Below are 16,175 nucleotides of genomic sequence, written 5' to 3' on the forward strand. Positions count from 1 at the left end.
TTACCGAACCGCGCTCTCACCGTGTTCTCGTGTCGAGCCGTCGAACCGCCGCGCAGCGGCGGACCGCGACGGGCCGTGACGGGACGTACCGGACCGGGAGGCGCCGATGTCGAGTGATGCCCGCGCACCGCACTTCGTGAGGTCCTTCGAGCGCGGCCTGGCCGTGATCCGCGCCTTCGACGCCGAGCATCCGGCGCGCACGCTCAGCGAGGTGGCCCGCGCCTGCGACCTGACCCGGGCCGCCGCCCGCCGCCTGCTGCTCACCCTCGTCGACCTGGGCTACGTCCACTCGGACGGCCGCCGGTTCCGCCTCACCCCGCGCGTCCTGGAACTCGGCTACGCCTACCTCTCCGGCCTCGACCTGCCGAGCCTCGCCCAGCCGCATCTGGAGCAACTCGCCGCACTGGTGGGGGAGTCGGCGGCACTCTGCGTCCTGGACGCAGACGCGGTGGTGCATGTCGCCGCGGTCCCGGCCCGGCGGGTGATGGCGGCGACCGTCGCGGTGGGCGCGAGGTATCCGGCCCACCGGACCGCGGCGGGGGCGGTACTGCTCGCCCACCCGCCCGAGCCCTGCTCACCCGGCCCGCCTGCGGCGGAGTCGATACGCCGTCAGGGATTCGCCCTGCTCGAGGACGACCTGGAGGACGGCGTCAGAACACTGGCCGCCCCGGTGCGGGACCGGAGCGGCCAGGTGGTGGCCGGGGCGGTCCTGGCGGTCCACTCCGGCCGGATGTCCGCCGCCGCGGTCCGCCGCGACCTGCTGCCGCCGCTGCTCGTGGCGGTGGCGCGGATCGAGGCGGACCTGCGGATCACAGATCGAGCACCAGGCGTTCCCCTCGGCACCGCGACACACAGATGAGCATGGTCTCCCCGGCAGCCCGCTCCTCCTCGCCGAGCACCGAGTCCCGGTGGTCCGGGGTGCCTTCGAGGACATCCGTCTCGCACGTCCCGCAGGTGCCCTCCGTGCAGGAGTAGAGCACCTCCACCCCGGCGGCCCGGACGGTGTCGAGCACGGAGACCCCGGGTGCGACGGTGAGGGTACGACCGCTCCGCCCGAGGACGACCTCGAACTCGCCGTCCTCGCCGTCCTCGCCGCCCTGTCGGGCCTTCGGCTGGAAGCGCTCCACCCGCAGCACGCCCGCCGGGCAGCGCTCCTCCACCGCGTCCAGCAGCGGCCCCGGACCGCAGCAGTACACCAAGGTGCCGTCCGGGACGTCGTCCAGCACCGGGCCGAGGTCCAGCAGCCCGGTCACGTCCTGCGGGGCGACGGTGACCCGCTCCCCGCCGTACCGCGCCAACTCGCCGGTGAACGCCATGGACCGCAGGGTCCGGCCGCCGTACAGCAGCGTCCACTCGGCGCCCGCGGCCTCGGCGGCGGCCAGCATCGGCAGGATCGGGGTGATGCCGATGCCGCCCGCGACGAACCGGTAGCGCGGGGCCGGCTCCAGCCGGAAGTGGTTGCGCGGGCCGCGCACCCGCACCTTGTCGCCGACGCCCAACCGCTCGTGCACGTAGGCGGATCCGCCCCGGCCGGCGGGCTCCCGCAGCACGGCGACACGCCAGCCGGTACGGTCCCCGGGATCCCCGCACAGCGAGAACTGCCGCTCCAGCCCGGGACCGAGCACGACATCGACATGCGCCCCCGGCTCCCAGTCCGGAAGGTCCTCGCCGAGGGGGTGCCGAAGGGTGAGGGCGAGGACCCCCTCGGCCGCCGACACCCTGTCGCCGACGACCAGTTCGGCTTCGTACAGGCTCATGTGGTGCGCTCCGGGGGCTGGTGTCCTTCGGGGTGGCCGAGCATCCACTCCCACATCTCGACCGGGTCCTGCGCGGTGTGCTCGGCCCCGCAGTGACAGGTGCCGTGCAGCACGTCGGTGCCCGGCAGCCAGTCGATGCGGTAGACCTCACCGGCCGGCGTGCTCACAGGACCCTCTCCACGGGCTTGTCGCCCTCCTCGACCAGCCGGGCGAGGATACGGCGGGCGGCGAGGCCGCCGGTGTCGATGTTGATGCTCAGCTCCTGGTAGCCGGCGCGCTCCGAACCCAGCGTCCGCTGGAGGAGGTTGAGGGCGTCGACGTCCTGCATGACGACCGTGTGGTTGTTGCTCCGCAGGAATTCGGTGACCTCGGCGTCGTCGGTCGCCCAGTCCCGGGAGACCATCCAGAAGTCGTACACCTTGCCGTCCGAGGACGGGGTGATCGCGTAGGTGATCTCGGTGTGGAAGCCGTTCGGGTCGCTGCCGTCGGCCTCCGGCGCCACACCGACCGGTGCGATCCGGCTGTGCAGCAGATACAGACACGGCGCGTGGTACTCGATGTCCTGCCAGCGGGTGATCCGTCCCTCGATCCCGGTCGAACGGGCATAGAACGGCGGGCACTCGGCGTCGTCCATGTGCCGGCTGACCCGCACGATCCCGGCACCCTCGTCGACCTCCGTGGTGTTCGGCGTCTCGGCGACCTCCGGGGTGCCTATGTAGCCGCCGTGCAGATAGGTCTCGTGGGAGAGATCGAGGAGGTTGTCGACGAGGAGGCCGTAGTCGGCGTCGATGGGCTCCATGCCCCGTACGGTCGTCCAGCCGGGGGCGTCGAGGTGCCGGGCCCGCGGGACGGTGTCCGCGTCGGCGAGCCCGGGGTCGCCGATCCACACCCACACCAGGGAGTCCTGCTCGACCACCGGGTAGGAGGCGACCCGGGCGGTGCGCGGGATACGTTTCTGCCCCGGTACGTACACGCACGCGCCGGTCCGGTCGTAGGTGAACCCGTGGTACCCGCAGACGATCCGGTCACCGTCCAGCCCGCTCTCCGACAGCGGGTAACGCCGGTGCACACAGCGGTCGTTGAGCGCGACCGGGCTGCCGTCCTCCTCGGTGCGGTAGAACACGAGCGGTTCCCCGAGAACCGTCCGCCCGAGCAACTCCCGGCCGATTTCGTGACTGTAGGCGGCGACGTACCACTGGTTCCTGGCGAAGGCGGTCGTGTGCGGCATGGCTGCGGCTCCCGTCGTTGGGTGGTGGCGACATCGTCCGGAAGGGCTTCGCAGGGGTGCAATACCACTTCCGTCTCCCGGAAGGATCGATGTAAAGCTCCTGGCCGGAAGGCTGAGCGATCGACGTACTCGGAGCGTGACCCTGCTGAAAGGGCAGCTGCGTTTCCCGTTCTGAGCCGGCGGCTCGTCGAGCACCACGTCGTTAAATGCGAAGAGCCGATGAATGTCGTCCGGATTCTCGTGCCTCCGGTGCAACCGGCGGTCTGGGGGAACGGCGATCGTCGGTGGCGTTTGGCTTGTCAGGCGCGGTCGTGGAGAGTGACTTGGTGGCCGTCGGGGTCGGCGAAGGTGAAGGTCCGGCCGAGGGGGCCGTCGATCGGTGCGGAGACGATGGTGTGACCGTCGGCGACGAGAGCATCGTGGATGGCCTGGACGTCGGTGGCGTGGAGCCAGATCGCGGCACCGATGCCGGGCTGGGCGACGGACTGTCGTTCCGCGGCTGAGCGGCGCGGCCGTGGGAGGCCCGGGCGGTGTGCCCCGTGCTAGCGTGGGGCGTTTACAGCGTCGCTGTGTCGGTGCCCGGTTGGCGGTCCCTGGCCGGTGGCCGCGTCCCCGCCGCGCCTTCCTCGGTACGGTCCCTTTGGAGGAAGGCTTTCTATGAGCGAATCAGCACGTGTCGATGCCCAGCAGCAGGACGAGGCGTCGGCCGCCACCGCGGCTCTGCCCCCGGCGGCGTCCTTCGCGGAGCTGGGGCTGCCGGCCGGGATCCTGCGGGTGCTGGACGAGCACGGTGTGACGGTGCCCTTCCCCATCCAGGCGGCGGCACTGCCGAACGCGCTCGCGGGACGGGACGTCCTGGGCCGGGGCCGCACCGGATCCGGCAAGACGCTCGCCTTCGGCCTGGGGATGCTCGCCCGGACGGCCGGGCGGCGCGCGCAGCCCAAGGAGCCGCTGGCGCTCGTTCTGGTGCCCACCAGGGAGCTGGCGCAGCAGGTCGGTGAGGTGCTCACCCCGTACGCCGAGGCGTTGCGGCTGCGGCTGGCGACCGTGGTGGGCGGAGTGTCCATCGGTCGGCAGGCCGCCGTGCTGCGGGACGGCGCCGAGATCGTCGTCGCCACGCCCGGCCGACTGCACGACCTCATCGACCGCAAGGGCTGCCGGCTGGGACAGGTGCGCATCACGGTCCTGGACGAGGCCGACCAGATGTGTGACATGGGGTTCCTGCCGCAGGTCACCGAAGCCCTGGACCAGGTGCGCCCCGACGGGCAGCGGATGCTGTTCTCCGCCACCCTCGACCGTGATGTCGACCAGCTGGTGCAGGACTACCTGCGCGACCCCGCCGTCCACTCCGTGGACCCCTCGTCCAGCGCGGTCTCCGCGATCGAGCACCACGTCTTCGTCGTGCACGGCCCGGACCGGTACGCCGTGACCACGGAGATCGCCGCCCGGGACGGCCGCGTCCTGCTGTTCCTGGACACCAAGCACGGCGTCGACCAGCTCACGCGGCATCTGCGGGCCGGCGGCGTGGCCGCCGCCGCCCTGCACAGCGGGAAGTCCCAGCCGCAGCGCACCCGGACCCTGGCCCAGTTCAAGAACGGGCAGGTCACTGCCCTGGTAGCGACGAACGTCGCCGCACGCGGCCTGCACGTCGACGACCTCGACCTCGTGGTCAACGTCGACCCGGCCACCGACCCGAAGGACTACCTGCACCGCGCGGGCCGCACGGCCCGGGCCGGCCGCTCCGGCACCGTGGTGACACTCGTCCTGTCGGGACAGCGCCGCGAGACGAGCCAGGTCATGGCGGACGCCGACGTCGCCCCCAAGGTCACCAAAGTGCGGTCCGGGGAGGCGGAGCTGAGCCGGATCACCGGCGCCAAGGCTCCCTCCGGAAAGCCTCTCGACGGGGGGCCGGCCGTGCCGCGCCCCAAGAACCACAACGCCCCGTTCCGTGGCCTGGGCAGCACCAAGGACGCGAAGGGCGGCTCCGGTGGCAGGCCGTCGCGCAAGAGCAGCGAGGCCCGCAAGCTCGCCGAGGCCCGCGAGGCGGCCCGGGTGCGGCGCGGCGGCTGAGCCCGGCTTCCCCGGCTGCCGGGCGGTGTCTCCGGCTACGCCGCTGGACGGACACGTGGGACCGGAGATCGGCCGGGGGGGGGGGGGCACCGGATGGCGTCATGTACGGCTGACCGTGCGCAGGGGGGCGTCCAGGCGGCCGTCACGGAGACCGGGTGCTCCGAAGGTCGGCGATGACCTGAGCCGCATCGGCGAATCGGCCTTGCGGGTGCCATACGGGCAGCCGCACGAAGGTGCGGTGCCCGCCGTGCGGAGAGAACGCCGGGCCCGCGGTGAGCCGGATGCCGCGTGCCAGGGCACGCTGGGTGAGAGCCACCGCGTCCTGACCGGTGTCGGTCCAGAGGCCTGATCCGCCCACCGGGGTGCTCCAGTGCCAACTGGGCAGCGCGGTACGGAGGATCTCCGCGGTGACCGCGAACTGCCGTGCCAGGAACTCGCGGCGCACCTCGCGCTGCCGATCCGCCTGGGGCAGCAGCTGCAGCGCCGCCAACTGGTCGGCGATCGGGCCGCCCAGGTCGACGCTGCCGCGCAGCGCCGCGAGCCGTCCGATGATCTCCCGAGGCCCTCGTACCCAGCCCACGCGCAGCCCGCCCCAGAACAGTTTCGAGAGGGTGCCCACGATCAGCAGCCGTTCGGGGTCGGCCATCCGTTCCAGCCCCGGCAGCGGGTCGGAGCGGAACCAGCCGAGCTCCGACTGGGACTGGTCGTCGACCACGAGCGTGCCGCGCCTGGCCGCGATGTCGGCGAGCGCTCTGCGCTGCGCCTCCGGCATGTGGATGCCGGTCGGGTTGTGCAGTGCGGTCTGCACGTAGAGCAGATCCGCGTCGGCGACGGCGGCCTCCAGAAGGTTCAGGTCCATGCCGGCCGGGGTGAAGGGGACGCCCCGCAGACGGCCGCCCGCGGCCGCCAGGGCTTCCAGAGCCCCTCGGTAGCTGGGGTCCTCGACCAGGGTCGAGGTGCCGGGTCCGGCGAGGGCGGTCGCGATCAGCCAGACGGCCTGCTGGGAACCTCCGGTGACCAGCACCTGGTCGGCCCGCGTGGGCAGACCCTGCGCCGTGCAGCGGGCGGCGAGCGCGGCACGCAGTTCCGGCAGGCCCGCGGGGTGGTAGCCCGTGTCCTGGAGGTGGCGCTCGCGCAGCTGCCTGCCGACCTCCGGCATCACGCGTGCGACCAGCTCGGAGCCGGGCAGTGCCCCGGAGGAGAGATCGACGACCACCTGTCCGTCACCGAACGAGGTCAGCCGCCCTTCGTCGGGCCGTAGCAGGCCGACGGCGCCCTGGACATACGTGCCCGAACCCCGTGTCGAGGTCAGGCGGCCGCTCGCGGTGAGCTCGGTGTACGCCCGTGCGACCGTGCCCCTGGCCACGCCGAGCGCCTTCGCCAGCGCACGCTGGCCGGGCATGCGCCACCCGGCGGGCAGGTACGAGCCGTCGATCAGCTCGGCGAGCGCGTCGCGGAGCGGGACACTCACGGGCGCCTTGTCACGCCACACCCCGAGCAGCCGGGCCACCCGCTCGGCGTCCTCACTCGTCCGCATCGATCGCACGCCTCCCAGCTTGGTCCGCTCGGCCCCAAGTGGACCATTCAGGGACGTCCCCGCGTGGCAACAATGCCTGGCACAGGGCTCGAAGGAGAGCAGGAGGCAGGCACGATGGCGACGGTCGTTCTCATCGGCACGATGGACACCAAGGGCGAGGAGTACGCCTGGATCGCCGACCGGGTACGCGCCCATGGGGCGAGCACCGTCACGGTCGACGTCGGTGTGTACTCCGATGCGGAGGCGGACGTCACCGCCGCGCAGGTCGCCGAGGCCGGGCAGGCCGATCTCGCGGTGCTGCGGAAGGCGCGGGACCGGGGCGCGGCGATGGAGGCGATGGCCGCCGGCGCCGCGTCGACGGTGCTCGCGTTGTACGCGGAGGGCCGGCTCGACGGGGTGCTCGCCGTCGGCGGTTCGGGTGGTTCGTCGGTCGCGTCCCGCGCGATGCGTGCCCTGCCGGTCGGGGTGCCGAAACTGCTGGTCTCCACGATGGCCTCGGGTGATGTCTCGCCCTACGTCGGCGAGAGCGACGTGACGCTCATGCACTCGGTGGTCGACGTCGCCGGGATCAACTCCCTCTCCGAGCAGGTCTTCGGCAACGCCGCCGCGGCGATCGCCGCGATGGCCGCGGTGCAGGAAGCCCGCCGCGACGCACCGGCCGGCGAGCAGCGGCCCCTGGTCGGGGTGACGATGTTCGGCCTGACCACGCCGGCCGCCGACGAGGCGCGGGCGGAGCTGACCGGCCTCGGCTACGAACCTCTCGTCTTCCACGCCACCGGTGCCGGTGGACGCGCGCTGGAGAAGCTCGCGCGCGACGGGCGGCTCGCGGGCGTCCTCGACCTGACCACCACGGAACTTGCCGACGATCTCGCGGGCGGCGTCCTCAGCGCCGGGCCGCACCGGCTGGAGGCGGCCGGGGAGCGGGGCATCCCCCAGGTCGTCTCGCTCGGCGCCCTCGACATGGTCAACTTCGGGCCACGGGAGACCGTGCCCGCCGGTTTCGGCGACCGGACCCTTCTGGTCCACAACCCGACGGTCACGCTGATGCGGACCACCCCGGAGGAGAACGCCGAACTCGGCCGGCGTATCGGCGCGAAGGTGTCCCGCGCCCGCGGGCCGGTCGCGGTACTCCTTCCGCTGCGCGGGGTGAGCGGTATCGACAAGGAGGGCGGCCCGTTTCAGGACGCCGCGGCGGACGCGGAGCTCTTCTCCGCGCTGCGCGGCGCGCTCACCGGGTCGCCGGCCGAGATCGTCGAGGTGGATCAGCACATCAACGACCCCGGGTTCGGGCGGGACGCCGCCCGGCACCTGCACCGGCTGATCACCTCACCCCGGTGACGGTCCCGACTCGACGTACCCGGCCGGCACGGCCGGGCAGCGGGTGCCCGCACATGCGTGGGCGGAAAGGAACGCGATCATGGACCGGAGCACGGCGCTCGGACGGTTGAAGAAGACCGTCGCGGCAGGCCGGCCGATCATCGGCGGCGGTGCCGGAACGGGCATCTCCGCCAAGTCCGCCGAGGCGGGCGGCATCGACCTGCTCATCGTCTACAACTCGGGGCGCTACCGGATGGCCGGCCGGGGATCCCTCGCGGGTTTGCTGGCCTACGGCGACGCGAACGCCATCGTCATGGAGATGGCGGACGAGGTGCTCCCGGTGGTCAAGGACACGCCCGTGCTCGCGGGCGTCAACGGCACCGACCCGTTCCGGGTGATGGGCCGCTTCCTCGACCAGGTCAAGGAGGCCGGGTTCGCCGGCGTGCAGAACTTCCCCACGGTGGGGCTGATCGACGGTGTCTTCCGCCAGAACCTGGAGGAGACCGGGATGGGCTTCGACCTGGAGATCGAGATGATCGCGGCCGCGCGCGACCGCGACCTGCTGACCGCGCCGTACGTGTTCGACGCCGCCCAGGCCACCGCCATGGCCGAGGCCGGTGCCGATGTCCTCGTCCCGCACATGGGCCTGACCACCAAGGGCACCATCGGCGCGCACACGGCGCTCACGCTCGACGAGTGCGTCGAGCGGATCCAGGCGATGCGGGACGCGGCGGTCGCGGTCGACCCGGACATTCTCGTCCTGTGCCACGGCGGCCCCATCGCGGACCCCGCGGACGCACAGTACGTACTCACCCACACGGACGGGGTCGTGGGCTTCTTCGGCGCGAGCTCGATCGAGCGCCTGCCGACGGAAGCGGGCATCCGCCGGCAGACCGAAGACTTCAAGTCCGTCGTCATCCGGCCCTGAGGGCGGGTGCGGGCGGAAAACACGCGTGCTGGAGAGGAGAGGAATCGTGAGCGAATCCGGGACGAGGGCGCACACCGTGCAGGCGGAGCTGGCGACCGAGGTCTTCGACTGGGGAAGCATCAAGTGGGGGGTGAGTGCGGATCGCTTCTCGGGGGCGCCCCTCACCGTGGGTGAGGTGATCATCAACCCCACCAAGGGCCACGACCTGCATACCCACCCGAACTCCGACGAGGTCCTGTACTTCATCGACGGCGAGGGCATCCAGACCGTGGGCGACTCCGGGGAGTTCCCGGTGCGGGCCGGGGACTTCGTGTTCGTGCCCAGGGGAACACTGCACTCCACCTTCAACACCGGCTGGCGGCAGCTGCGCGTCATCGCGATCTACACGCCCGGCGGCGCGGAGCTGGCCCTGCGGGACGCACCCGACTACCGGCTGCTGACTCCGGGTGCCTCACCGGTCTGGGAGCGGGCGCGCTGAGCGGACGGCGTCCGTCGCGACGCCTCCGGTGGCTGTACGCCGTACCGGACGTGGAAGCGGAACCAGCAGGTGACGTGGCTTCGTGCCCGGTCGTCAGTGGGGCGCGGGTCGTGTCCGGCCGAGTGGTGCAGCGGATCACACTCCGCTTTGGGGTGGTGCCCACCGGGCCCGGGGACCGTCGCAGCTCCTGGGGCCGTCGAATAATCCTGTGCGGTGCCACCGGTGGATGTGCAGACTCGCCCCATGGCGGAGATGAGGGCGTTCCAGGATGCGGTCGTCGGCTGGGCGACGGGCGGTCCCGAGGGGCCGGCGCGCGATCTGGCGGAAAGCCTGGGGGTACGGACCGCGGTACTCCTGGAAGGGCTGAGCGATCTCGCGGCCGTCGAGGCGCTGGCCGCCCGACGCGGCCGGGACCTGGCCGCCGAGGGAGTGGTCGTGGTGCCGATGGGCGGGGCGATGAGCGTCGGTCGCTATGCCGGCCTCCTCGGGCCACCCGGCCTCGGTCTGTGCCTTGCGGGACTGTGCGACGAGGGCGAACAGGGCTTCTACGAGCGCGGCCTGACACGGGCCCAGGCGCCGCTCCAGGACATCTACGTATGCGCCGCGGACCTGGAGGACGAACTCATCCGCGCGCTCGGCGTGGCAGGAGTCGAGGAGATCCTCCGTGCCGAGGGCGACTTCCGCGCCTGGCAGACCTTCCAGCGCCAGCCCGCACAGCACAACCGGCGCCGGCATCAGCAGATGCGGCGCTTCCTCGGCACAAAGAAGGGCCGCAAGATCCGCTACGGCCGTCTCCTCGTGGAGGCCCTCGCACCGGACCGGACACCGCCCCCGCTCGACGGCCTCTTCGCGAGCCTGTGAGGTCGTGGACGGACCGCCGTCTCGAGCGTCCTCGACAAGGGCACGAGACCTGTTTCTCGGGCGGTCACCTGGAGGCCTTCCTGGTCGGGGACCGTGGGCCGGTCCCCGATCAGACGCTGCCGGCCGCGGCTCACGAAGGCTGAGCAGCCTCCGCCTGACCGTTGACGGGCAGCGGTGCCGAGGAGTCCGTGGTCCTGCCGGTGAGATCGGTACGGCTGGTCTCGCCGAGCAGGGTGAGGCACACCACCGTCCCCAGGCAGAACGCGGCGATGATCGTGGAGATGAGGAGCGTCGCCCCGTCACCGGTGTCGGCCTGCACCTCGGTGAAGATCAGCGGGGCGAAGCCCGCTCCGAGGCCTGCGATCTGGTAGCCGAGCGAGGCGCCGGTGTACCGGCTCCGGGTGGAGAACAGTTCCGTGTAGAGCGCGGCGAGCGGGCCGTACATCATCGGGTGCACCAGCGACTGCCCGACCACGAGCGCCAGTACGAGCAGCGCCGTGCTGCCCGTGTCGACCAGCGGGAACAGCGCGAAGGAGTAGGCGCCCACCGCGAGCGCGCCCGCCATGACCACCGGACGCCGTCCCACGCGGTCGGACAGCGCCGACCAGCCGATGATGCCGAACATCGCCAGCGCGGAGGACACCGCCAGGCTGTTGAGCACCGTCTGCCGTGCGAAGCCGCCCTGTACCGCGTACGAGATGATGTACGTCGTCACCGTGCCCTGGAAGACGAACGCGGACAGGCCGACGCCGATGCTCAGCAGCAGCACCCGGGGGTGGTGACGGAGCACGTCCCACAGAGGGAGGGACCGCCGTGGCGTCGACTCCTGCTTCTTCTCCTTCTCCTCCGCCTCGGCGAACACCGGTGTCTCGGTGACGCGCAGCCGGACGAACAGGCCGACGGCCAGTAGGACCACGCTCAGCAGGAAGGGGATGCGCCAGCCCCAGGAGAGGAAGGCCTCCTCGCCGACGGCGCCGGACGTCGCGGACAGGACGACCGTGGAGAGCGCCATGCCCGCCGGGGCCCCGGCGTTGGTGAAGCTCGCCCACAGTCCTCGCCGTCCGGTGGCGTGCTCGGCCGAGAGAAGTACCGCGCCGCCCCACTCACCGCCCACCGCCACGCCCTGGACGATCCGCAGGAGCAGCAGCAGGACCGGCGCCAGCGTGCCGGCCTGGCCGTACGTGGGCAGGACGCCGATGAGGAAGCTGGCGACGCCCATGAGGGACATCGTCACCACGAGCATCCGCTTGCGGCCGAGCCGGTCCCCGAAGTGCCCGAAGATGATCCCGCCCAATGGCCGGGCCAGGTAGCCGGTCGCGAAGGTGGTGAAGCTGGCGAGGGTGCCGGCCACGGGGCTCAGGTTGGAGAAGAAGACGTGGGCGAAGACCACCGCCGACGCGGTGGAGTACAGCAGGAAGTCGTAGTACTCGATGACGCTCCCCAGGAAGCTGGAGGTCACCGCCCGGCGCAACTGCGAGGGATCCGGCGTTGCCTGTGGTGGAGAAGCGGCCTGCATGTCGTGAGCTCCCTTGCTGTCGCTGAGGTGCGTCGGCCCGAGACGGGGTGCGACCTCTGTGATGGATGACGGGGATGCCCGTCCGGCACGGGGCGCTCGCGGCAAGTGGCGACGAGATGCGCCCGGTGGCTGTGGGGGCCGCGGCCGGCCCGGCTGGTCGTCGGCCGTGTCCGGCCGTCTCCCGGTACGGCCGTCGGGGTCCGATCGACCGATCCCTCGAAGTGGGGCAGTTTTTTGCTCTGCGTCAGGATTCTGACCAACATTGCTCGCCTCGTCTACCCTCTCGGCGTGAGAATCGAGCACCATCGACGTCTTCGCCCGCCTGGGAGTGTCGGAGGACGCGGTGCGCTCCGCCCTGTCCCGCATGGCCGGGCGCGACCTTCTGACGCGGCATCGCAGGGGACGCAAGGCCTACTTCGGCCTCACCGAGCACGCCGTGCGGGTGTTGCGCGACGGGCGCCGCCGGATCCGGGACGCCGGCGCGGGCAACCGGGACTGGGACGGCACCTGGACCGTGGTCGCCTTCTCACTCCCCGACGACCGCGGAGACGCACGTCACGACCTGTGCTCCCGGCTCTCCGGGGCGGGTTTCGCCTCGCTCCAGCGAGGCCTGTGGATCGCCCGGGCACCAAGGACAACGCGAAGGCCCTCGCGCCGGCCGGACGAGACAAGCCTCTGAGGCCGACTCGTGCGGGCAGTGCCTCAGAGGGTGACCGAACAGAGGCGGGTCACTGGGCGGTCAGTCCCGGTCCAGGCCGCTCAGGCTCGGATAGGCCGTGCCCGCCGTCTCCTCCAGTCGCCTGGCCAGGCCCTTCGTGGCCTGCAAGAGCGAGGGCAGGTAACGGTCCAGATCCTCGCGCATCGTGTAGCTGACGATGCCGATGGCGGCCTTGGCGGTCCCGCCGACCAGGACCGGCGCGGCGATGGAGGTGGAGCCCAGGTGGTACTCCTGCCGGGTCCGGGCGTGGCCCTGCTGCCTGATCTGCGTGAGCTGGCGGGACAGCGTGCGGCGGTCGGTGACGGTGTCGGGTGTGTACCGCTTCAGGGGCATGGCCAGGATCGCCTCCGTGAAGGCCTCGGGGCTGAACGCCAGCAGCGCCTTGCCGATGCCGGTGGCGTGCAGCGGTATCCGGCCGCCGATGCGGTTCTCCACAGGGACGGACACCTCGGAGGTCAGCTTCTCGATGTAGATGGCCGCCGTGCCGTCGCAGACGGCGAGCTGCACGGTCTCCCGGCACTCGTACTGGAGGTTGAGCAGGAAGGGCAGGGCGGTCTCGCGCAGCCGGCCGTGGACGGGCGTGAGCACCCCCATCTCCCACAGGCGTACGCCGAGTCCGTACCGGCCGGCGTCGTCGCGTTCGAGGAAGCGGCCGTCCTCCAGCTCACCCGCCAGGCGGTACACGGTGGCGACCGGCAGTCCCGAGCGCCGTGCCAGCTGACTGAGCGTGAGTCGCGGGTGTTCGACGTCGAACGCCGCCAGCACGGCGAGCGCCCTGGCGGTGACGGACTTCGGGGGGCTGCTGGGGGACTCACTGCTCATGGTCGGCGGTGCCCTTCGAGTTGGCGCACGGGGATGGACTCTCGGGCTCGGCCGGCGGATCGGCGGGGCCGGCCAGGAGGGCGGCGAGGGCATGGGCCGCGTTGTGCAGCTCGGGTACCAGGCACTTTGCGGCGGCAGGCGAGGGATCGGCCGTGGCTCCCGCGGTCCGGGCCGGGGGCGGGCTGACGGAGAGTGCCATGGGCGGGCGGCCCACGGCGTCCACCGCGACGGCGTACTCGGCCTGTCCATCGGAGTGCACGAACCGTACCCAGCCCTGTCTCCCGTAGGTGGCGATGCCCTTTTCCACCCGGTCGAACTGGGTCCGGGTCAGCGGCAGGGACTTCCTGGCCACGGGTGTCATGCCGGCGAGGAGAACCCACCCGGCCGCGGAGTCGGCAGGGGGCAGCGTCAGCCCCGGTCCGCCGCCGGGGGAGCTGGCGCCGTTGGCCAGGACCTCCTCCACGCACAGCGCGCTGTGGCCGTTGTGGGTGAAGACCCGCACGAGCATGCCGGTCCTGGCCGCCAGCCGGACCAGCAGCGGGCGCGCGCCCTTGCCGATCACGTCATGGGTGGGGGCCAGGATGCCGAGCTCCCAGATCCTGGCGCCGATGCTGTAGCGGCCCGCCGTGTCGCGCTCGACGGCGCCGATCGCCTCCAGGTGGTCGAGCAGCCGGAAGGTGGTGGCCACCGGGAGGCCGCTGCGGCGCGACAGCTGCGAAAGCGTCATGGACCGGTGGGCGGCGTCGAAGGACATGAGGACGGCGAAGGCCCGGTGGATCACCGACTTGCCGGGGTTGCCGCTGTCCGTCGCCATCGCTCTTCCCGACCGCTCGTCCCTGAGGGGAAGCCAGCGTAACCAGCACTTCATTGAATGGAAAGGTCTGTTGAGTGATCCCGGTCCGAGCTGCCGGATCGGATGCCCTGAGGTCATTTCTTTTTACTGAGTGAAAAGGCCTCTTGGTCGTGTGAGCCACCGGCGCTCATGGTGGGCTCCAGCCGCCAGCCCCTCCCGAAGACGTGAAGGAGCCGCCATGACCACCACGGACGGTGAACGGAGCCAGGGCCCGCCTTCCGGCCGGCCCGCTCCCGCGCGCGGATTCCCGGACCCCTACGAGATCGCCACTCCGGACGGGGCCGAGGGCTGGCAGGAGATGTACGCCTACCACAACCGGTTCCTGGACGGCCGGCGCGCGGAGGACTCGGCGAAGACCTGGTTCCGCAACTCGCTGCACTATCCGGAGGTCTCCTACCCCTTCGACCAGCTCACGGTCGACGGCGCCTTCACCGGCACCGGCGTCACCAACACCCGGGTGTTCGCGCTGCCGCCGGCCAAGGGCCTGGACGTACGCATCGTCAACGGCTACACGTACATGTCCACGATCCCCAGCCCCGACGCGGCCGAACAGGCGTGCCGGGCCGAGGAGTTCGCCCTGCGGGCCGGCCACTACTTCCGGAACTGGGACAGCCTCTACGCGGAGTGGGAGAGCCGGGTCACGGACGCCATCCGCGCCGTGCGCGACCTCAAGGTGCCCCCGCTGTCGGAGTTCGAGCCGATCGAGCGGGTACTGGAGGAGCGCGGTCCCACCCAGGGAAACGAACTGCTCGCCGCCTACCACCGGCTGCTGGAGCACGGCGACCGGATCTGGACCCTGCACTCGGAGTTCCTGAACCTCGGATACGCCGCCTACCTGCAGTTCCTCACCCTGTGCAAGGAGCACTTCCCCGAGATCGACGACCAGACGATCTCCCGGATGGTCAGCGGCATCGACGTCCTGCTCTTCCGCCCCGACGACGAACTGCGCGCGCTGGCCCGCAAGGCCGAGGAGCTGTCCGTCGGGGACGTCGTCCGCGCGGCCACCACCGAGGAGGAGCTGGTCACCGGCCTGAGCGGGAGCGACGCCGGCCGGCGGTGGCTGGCCGCCCTGGAGGAGAGCAAGGACCCCTGGTTCAACTTCTCCTACGGCTCGGGCATGTACCACTCGCACCGCAGCTGGATCGACGACCTGACCCTGCCGATCCGGGCGATCGGCGACTACATCGACCGCCTGCGCGGAGGCGACGACCTCGTCCGCCCGCTGGAGAAGCTGCAGGCGGAACGCGACGCGCTGGTGGCGCAGTACCGCTCACTCCTGGACGAGGAGGACCTCCCCGGCTTCGACGAGGCGCTCGGTCTGGCGCGGACGGTCTTCCCCTACGTGGAGAACCACAACTTCTACGTGGAGCACTGGTTCCTCACCAACTTCTGGAACAAGGCGCGCGAGTTCAGCGCCCTGCTGCACCAGTGGGGTCTCTGGGAGGACGTGGAGGACATCTTCTTCCTGCGTCGCGCCGAGGTCGAAGAGGCGATCGTCGACCTGCAGATGGCCTGGGGCGCAGGCGGCGGCCCGCAGGGCGGCTACCACTGGCCGCAGGTCGTCGCGCGGCGCAAGGAGATCTACGCGGCGCTCAGCGCGTGGAACCCGCCGCCGGCCCTGGGACCGGTCCCGGAGCAGGTCGACGAGCCGCTGACCATCATGCTCTGGGGCATCACCCCGGAGACCGTCGAGCGCTGGCTGGCCGCCCAGGAGGACGGCGCGAACGGCACCACCCTCACCGGGTTCGCCGGATCACCCGGCATCGCCGAGGGCCGCGCCCGCGTCGTCCTGCGCCCGGACGAGCTCGACACCGTGCAGGACGGCGAGATCCTGGTGGCCCCGGTGACCAGCCCCAGCTGGACCCCCGTGTTCGGCCGGATCCGCGGAGCCGTGAGCGACATCGGCGGCATCATGTGCCACGCCGCGATCGTCTCGCGCGAATACGAGCTTCCCGCCGTCGTCGGCACCGGCTTCGGCACCTCCGCCATCAGGACTGGCCAGCTGATCCGGGTCGACGGCAACACCGGCACCGTGACCGTCCTGGAAGAGGCCGCCGATGCCTCGGAGGGCCTCTCCAGCCCCCGCTGAT

The 16,175-nt window shown here is 71.6% G+C and carries 15 protein-coding genes and 1 pseudogene; 8 read left to right on the forward strand and 8 right to left on the reverse strand.

Going from position 1 to position 16,175, the window contains the following annotated elements:
• The first annotated feature begins 106 nt into the window (after positions 1-106).
• Entirely contained in the window at positions 107-859 is a 753-nt protein-coding gene (locus ACFWXC_RS07350; RefSeq protein ID WP_384474467.1) for a helix-turn-helix domain-containing protein, read from the forward strand.
• On the opposite strand, the gene ACFWXC_RS07355 is transcribed toward ACFWXC_RS07350, so the two are convergent.
• The 4 genes and pseudogenes from ACFWXC_RS07355 to ACFWXC_RS07370 form a co-directional block, all read right to left on the reverse strand.
• Positions 810-1,757 (reverse strand): PDR/VanB family oxidoreductase, encoded by a 948-nt coding sequence (locus ACFWXC_RS07355; RefSeq protein ID WP_384474470.1) that lies wholly within the window; start codon positions 1,755-1,757, stop codon positions 810-812. The genes ACFWXC_RS07350 and ACFWXC_RS07355 overlap by 50 nt on opposite strands.
• Positions 1,754-1,924 carry a hypothetical protein gene (locus ACFWXC_RS07360; RefSeq protein ID WP_351711551.1) on the reverse strand — a complete coding sequence of 57 codons (171 nt, stop codon included), beginning with the start codon at positions 1,922-1,924 and terminating at the stop codon, positions 1,754-1,756. The genes ACFWXC_RS07355 and ACFWXC_RS07360 overlap by 4 nt, the downstream gene beginning before the upstream one ends.
• Positions 1,921-2,985 carry a Rieske 2Fe-2S domain-containing protein gene (locus ACFWXC_RS07365; protein WP_384474473.1) on the reverse strand — a complete coding sequence of 355 codons (1,065 nt, stop codon included), beginning with the start codon at positions 2,983-2,985 and terminating at the stop codon, positions 1,921-1,923. The genes ACFWXC_RS07360 and ACFWXC_RS07365 overlap by 4 nt, the downstream gene beginning before the upstream one ends.
• A 299-nt stretch (positions 2,986-3,284) precedes the next feature.
• Positions 3,285-3,470 (reverse strand): annotated as a pseudogene (locus tag ACFWXC_RS07370) (VOC family protein); the annotation flags it as partial.
• A 172-nt stretch (positions 3,471-3,642) separates the two neighbouring features.
• Between ACFWXC_RS07370 and ACFWXC_RS07375 the strand changes: the two are divergent.
• Complete coding sequence (locus tag ACFWXC_RS07375; protein ID WP_384474476.1) at positions 3,643-5,055, forward strand: DEAD/DEAH box helicase; 1,413 nt, start codon at positions 3,643-3,645, stop codon at positions 5,053-5,055.
• Between the two features lie 142 nt (positions 5,056-5,197).
• On the opposite strand, the gene ACFWXC_RS07380 is transcribed toward ACFWXC_RS07375, so the two are convergent.
• A complete protein-coding gene (locus tag ACFWXC_RS07380; protein WP_384474479.1) occupies positions 5,198-6,592 on the reverse strand; it encodes a PLP-dependent aminotransferase family protein in 1,395 nt (464 codons plus the stop codon).
• Between the two features lie 114 nt (positions 6,593-6,706).
• Between ACFWXC_RS07380 and ACFWXC_RS07385 the strand changes: the two genes are divergently transcribed.
• The 4 genes from ACFWXC_RS07385 (at position 6,707) to ACFWXC_RS07400 (ending at position 10,176) form a co-directional block, all read left to right on the forward strand.
• Positions 6,707-7,930, forward strand: coding sequence for a Tm-1-like ATP-binding domain-containing protein (locus ACFWXC_RS07385; protein WP_384474482.1), 1,224 nt, complete (start codon positions 6,707-6,709; stop codon positions 7,928-7,930).
• Positions 7,931-8,009: 79 nt separating this feature from the next.
• Positions 8,010-8,837, forward strand: coding sequence for a phosphoenolpyruvate hydrolase family protein (locus tag ACFWXC_RS07390; protein WP_384474485.1), 828 nt, complete (start codon positions 8,010-8,012; stop codon positions 8,835-8,837).
• Positions 8,838-8,883: 46 nt separating this feature from the next.
• Positions 8,884-9,315: a cupin domain-containing protein gene (locus ACFWXC_RS07395; protein ID WP_384474488.1), complete on the forward strand. Its 432-nt coding sequence runs from the start codon at positions 8,884-8,886 to the stop codon at positions 9,313-9,315.
• 243 nt (positions 9,316-9,558) lie between these two features.
• Entirely contained in the window at positions 9,559-10,176 is a 618-nt protein-coding gene (locus ACFWXC_RS07400) for a TOPRIM nucleotidyl transferase/hydrolase domain-containing protein (protein ID WP_384474491.1), read from the forward strand.
• Positions 10,177-10,306: 130 nt separating this feature from the next.
• On the opposite strand, the gene ACFWXC_RS07405 is transcribed toward ACFWXC_RS07400, so the two are convergent.
• On the reverse strand, positions 10,307-11,692 hold the full coding sequence (locus tag ACFWXC_RS07405; protein WP_384474494.1) for an MFS transporter: 1,386 nt from the start codon (positions 11,690-11,692) through the stop codon (positions 10,307-10,309).
• 304 nt (positions 11,693-11,996) lie between these two features.
• On the opposite strand from ACFWXC_RS07405, the gene ACFWXC_RS07410 reads away from it, so the two are divergent.
• Positions 11,997-12,371 (forward strand): hypothetical protein, encoded by a 375-nt coding sequence (locus ACFWXC_RS07410; protein WP_384474890.1) that lies wholly within the window; start codon positions 11,997-11,999, stop codon positions 12,369-12,371.
• 60 nt (positions 12,372-12,431) lie between these two features.
• On the opposite strand, the gene ACFWXC_RS07415 is transcribed toward ACFWXC_RS07410, so the two are convergent.
• Together ACFWXC_RS07415 and ACFWXC_RS07420 are read right to left on the reverse strand one after the other, a co-directional pair.
• Positions 12,432-13,232 (reverse strand): IclR family transcriptional regulator, encoded by an 801-nt coding sequence (locus ACFWXC_RS07415; protein WP_384474497.1) that lies wholly within the window; start codon positions 13,230-13,232, stop codon positions 12,432-12,434.
• Positions 13,222-14,046 carry an IclR family transcriptional regulator gene (locus ACFWXC_RS07420; protein ID WP_384474500.1) on the reverse strand — a complete coding sequence of 275 codons (825 nt, stop codon included), beginning with the start codon at positions 14,044-14,046 and terminating at the stop codon, positions 13,222-13,224. Before ACFWXC_RS07420 ends, ACFWXC_RS07415 begins: the two co-directional genes overlap by 11 nt.
• A gap of 217 nt (positions 14,047-14,263) precedes the next feature.
• Here ACFWXC_RS07420 and ACFWXC_RS07425 point away from each other — a divergent pair, with 217 nt between their 5' ends.
• Entirely contained in the window at positions 14,264-16,174 is a 1,911-nt protein-coding gene (locus tag ACFWXC_RS07425; RefSeq protein WP_384474503.1) for a PEP-utilizing enzyme, read from the forward strand.
• Position 16,175: the final 1 nt, after the last annotated feature.

This window comes from Streptomyces sp. NPDC058683 (assembly GCF_042716195.1).
Taxonomy (GTDB): Bacteria; Actinomycetota; Actinomycetes; order Streptomycetales; family Streptomycetaceae; genus Streptomyces.

What these genes read in the sequence shown, in the direction of transcription:
- ACFWXC_RS07350 (WP_384474467.1), top strand. Translation starts at nt 107, where the DNA reads ATGTCGAGTGATGCCCGCGCACCGCACTTCGTGAGGTCCTTCGAGCGC.
- ACFWXC_RS07355 (WP_384474470.1), bottom strand. Translation starts at nt 1,757, where the DNA reads ATGAGCCTGTACGAAGCCGAACTGGTCGTCGGCGACAGGGTGTCGGCG.
- ACFWXC_RS07365 (WP_384474473.1), bottom strand. Translation starts at nt 2,985, where the DNA reads ATGCCGCACACGACCGCCTTCGCCAGGAACCAGTGGTACGTCGCCGCC.
- ACFWXC_RS07375 (WP_384474476.1), top strand. Translation starts at nt 3,643, where the DNA reads ATGAGCGAATCAGCACGTGTCGATGCCCAGCAGCAGGACGAGGCGTCG.
- ACFWXC_RS07380 (WP_384474479.1), bottom strand. Translation starts at nt 6,592, where the DNA reads ATGCGGACGAGTGAGGACGCCGAGCGGGTGGCCCGGCTGCTCGGGGTG.
- ACFWXC_RS07385 (WP_384474482.1), top strand. Translation starts at nt 6,707, where the DNA reads ATGGCGACGGTCGTTCTCATCGGCACGATGGACACCAAGGGCGAGGAG.
- ACFWXC_RS07390 (WP_384474485.1), top strand. Translation starts at nt 8,010, where the DNA reads ATGGACCGGAGCACGGCGCTCGGACGGTTGAAGAAGACCGTCGCGGCA.
- ACFWXC_RS07400 (WP_384474491.1), top strand. Translation starts at nt 9,559, where the DNA reads ATGGCGGAGATGAGGGCGTTCCAGGATGCGGTCGTCGGCTGGGCGACG.
- ACFWXC_RS07405 (WP_384474494.1), bottom strand. Translation starts at nt 11,692, where the DNA reads ATGCAGGCCGCTTCTCCACCACAGGCAACGCCGGATCCCTCGCAGTTG.
- ACFWXC_RS07415 (WP_384474497.1), bottom strand. Translation starts at nt 13,232, where the DNA reads ATGAGCAGTGAGTCCCCCAGCAGCCCCCCGAAGTCCGTCACCGCCAGG.
- ACFWXC_RS07420 (WP_384474500.1), bottom strand. Translation starts at nt 14,046, where the DNA reads ATGGCGACGGACAGCGGCAACCCCGGCAAGTCGGTGATCCACCGGGCC.
- ACFWXC_RS07425 (WP_384474503.1), top strand. Translation starts at nt 14,264, where the DNA reads ATGACCACCACGGACGGTGAACGGAGCCAGGGCCCGCCTTCCGGCCGG.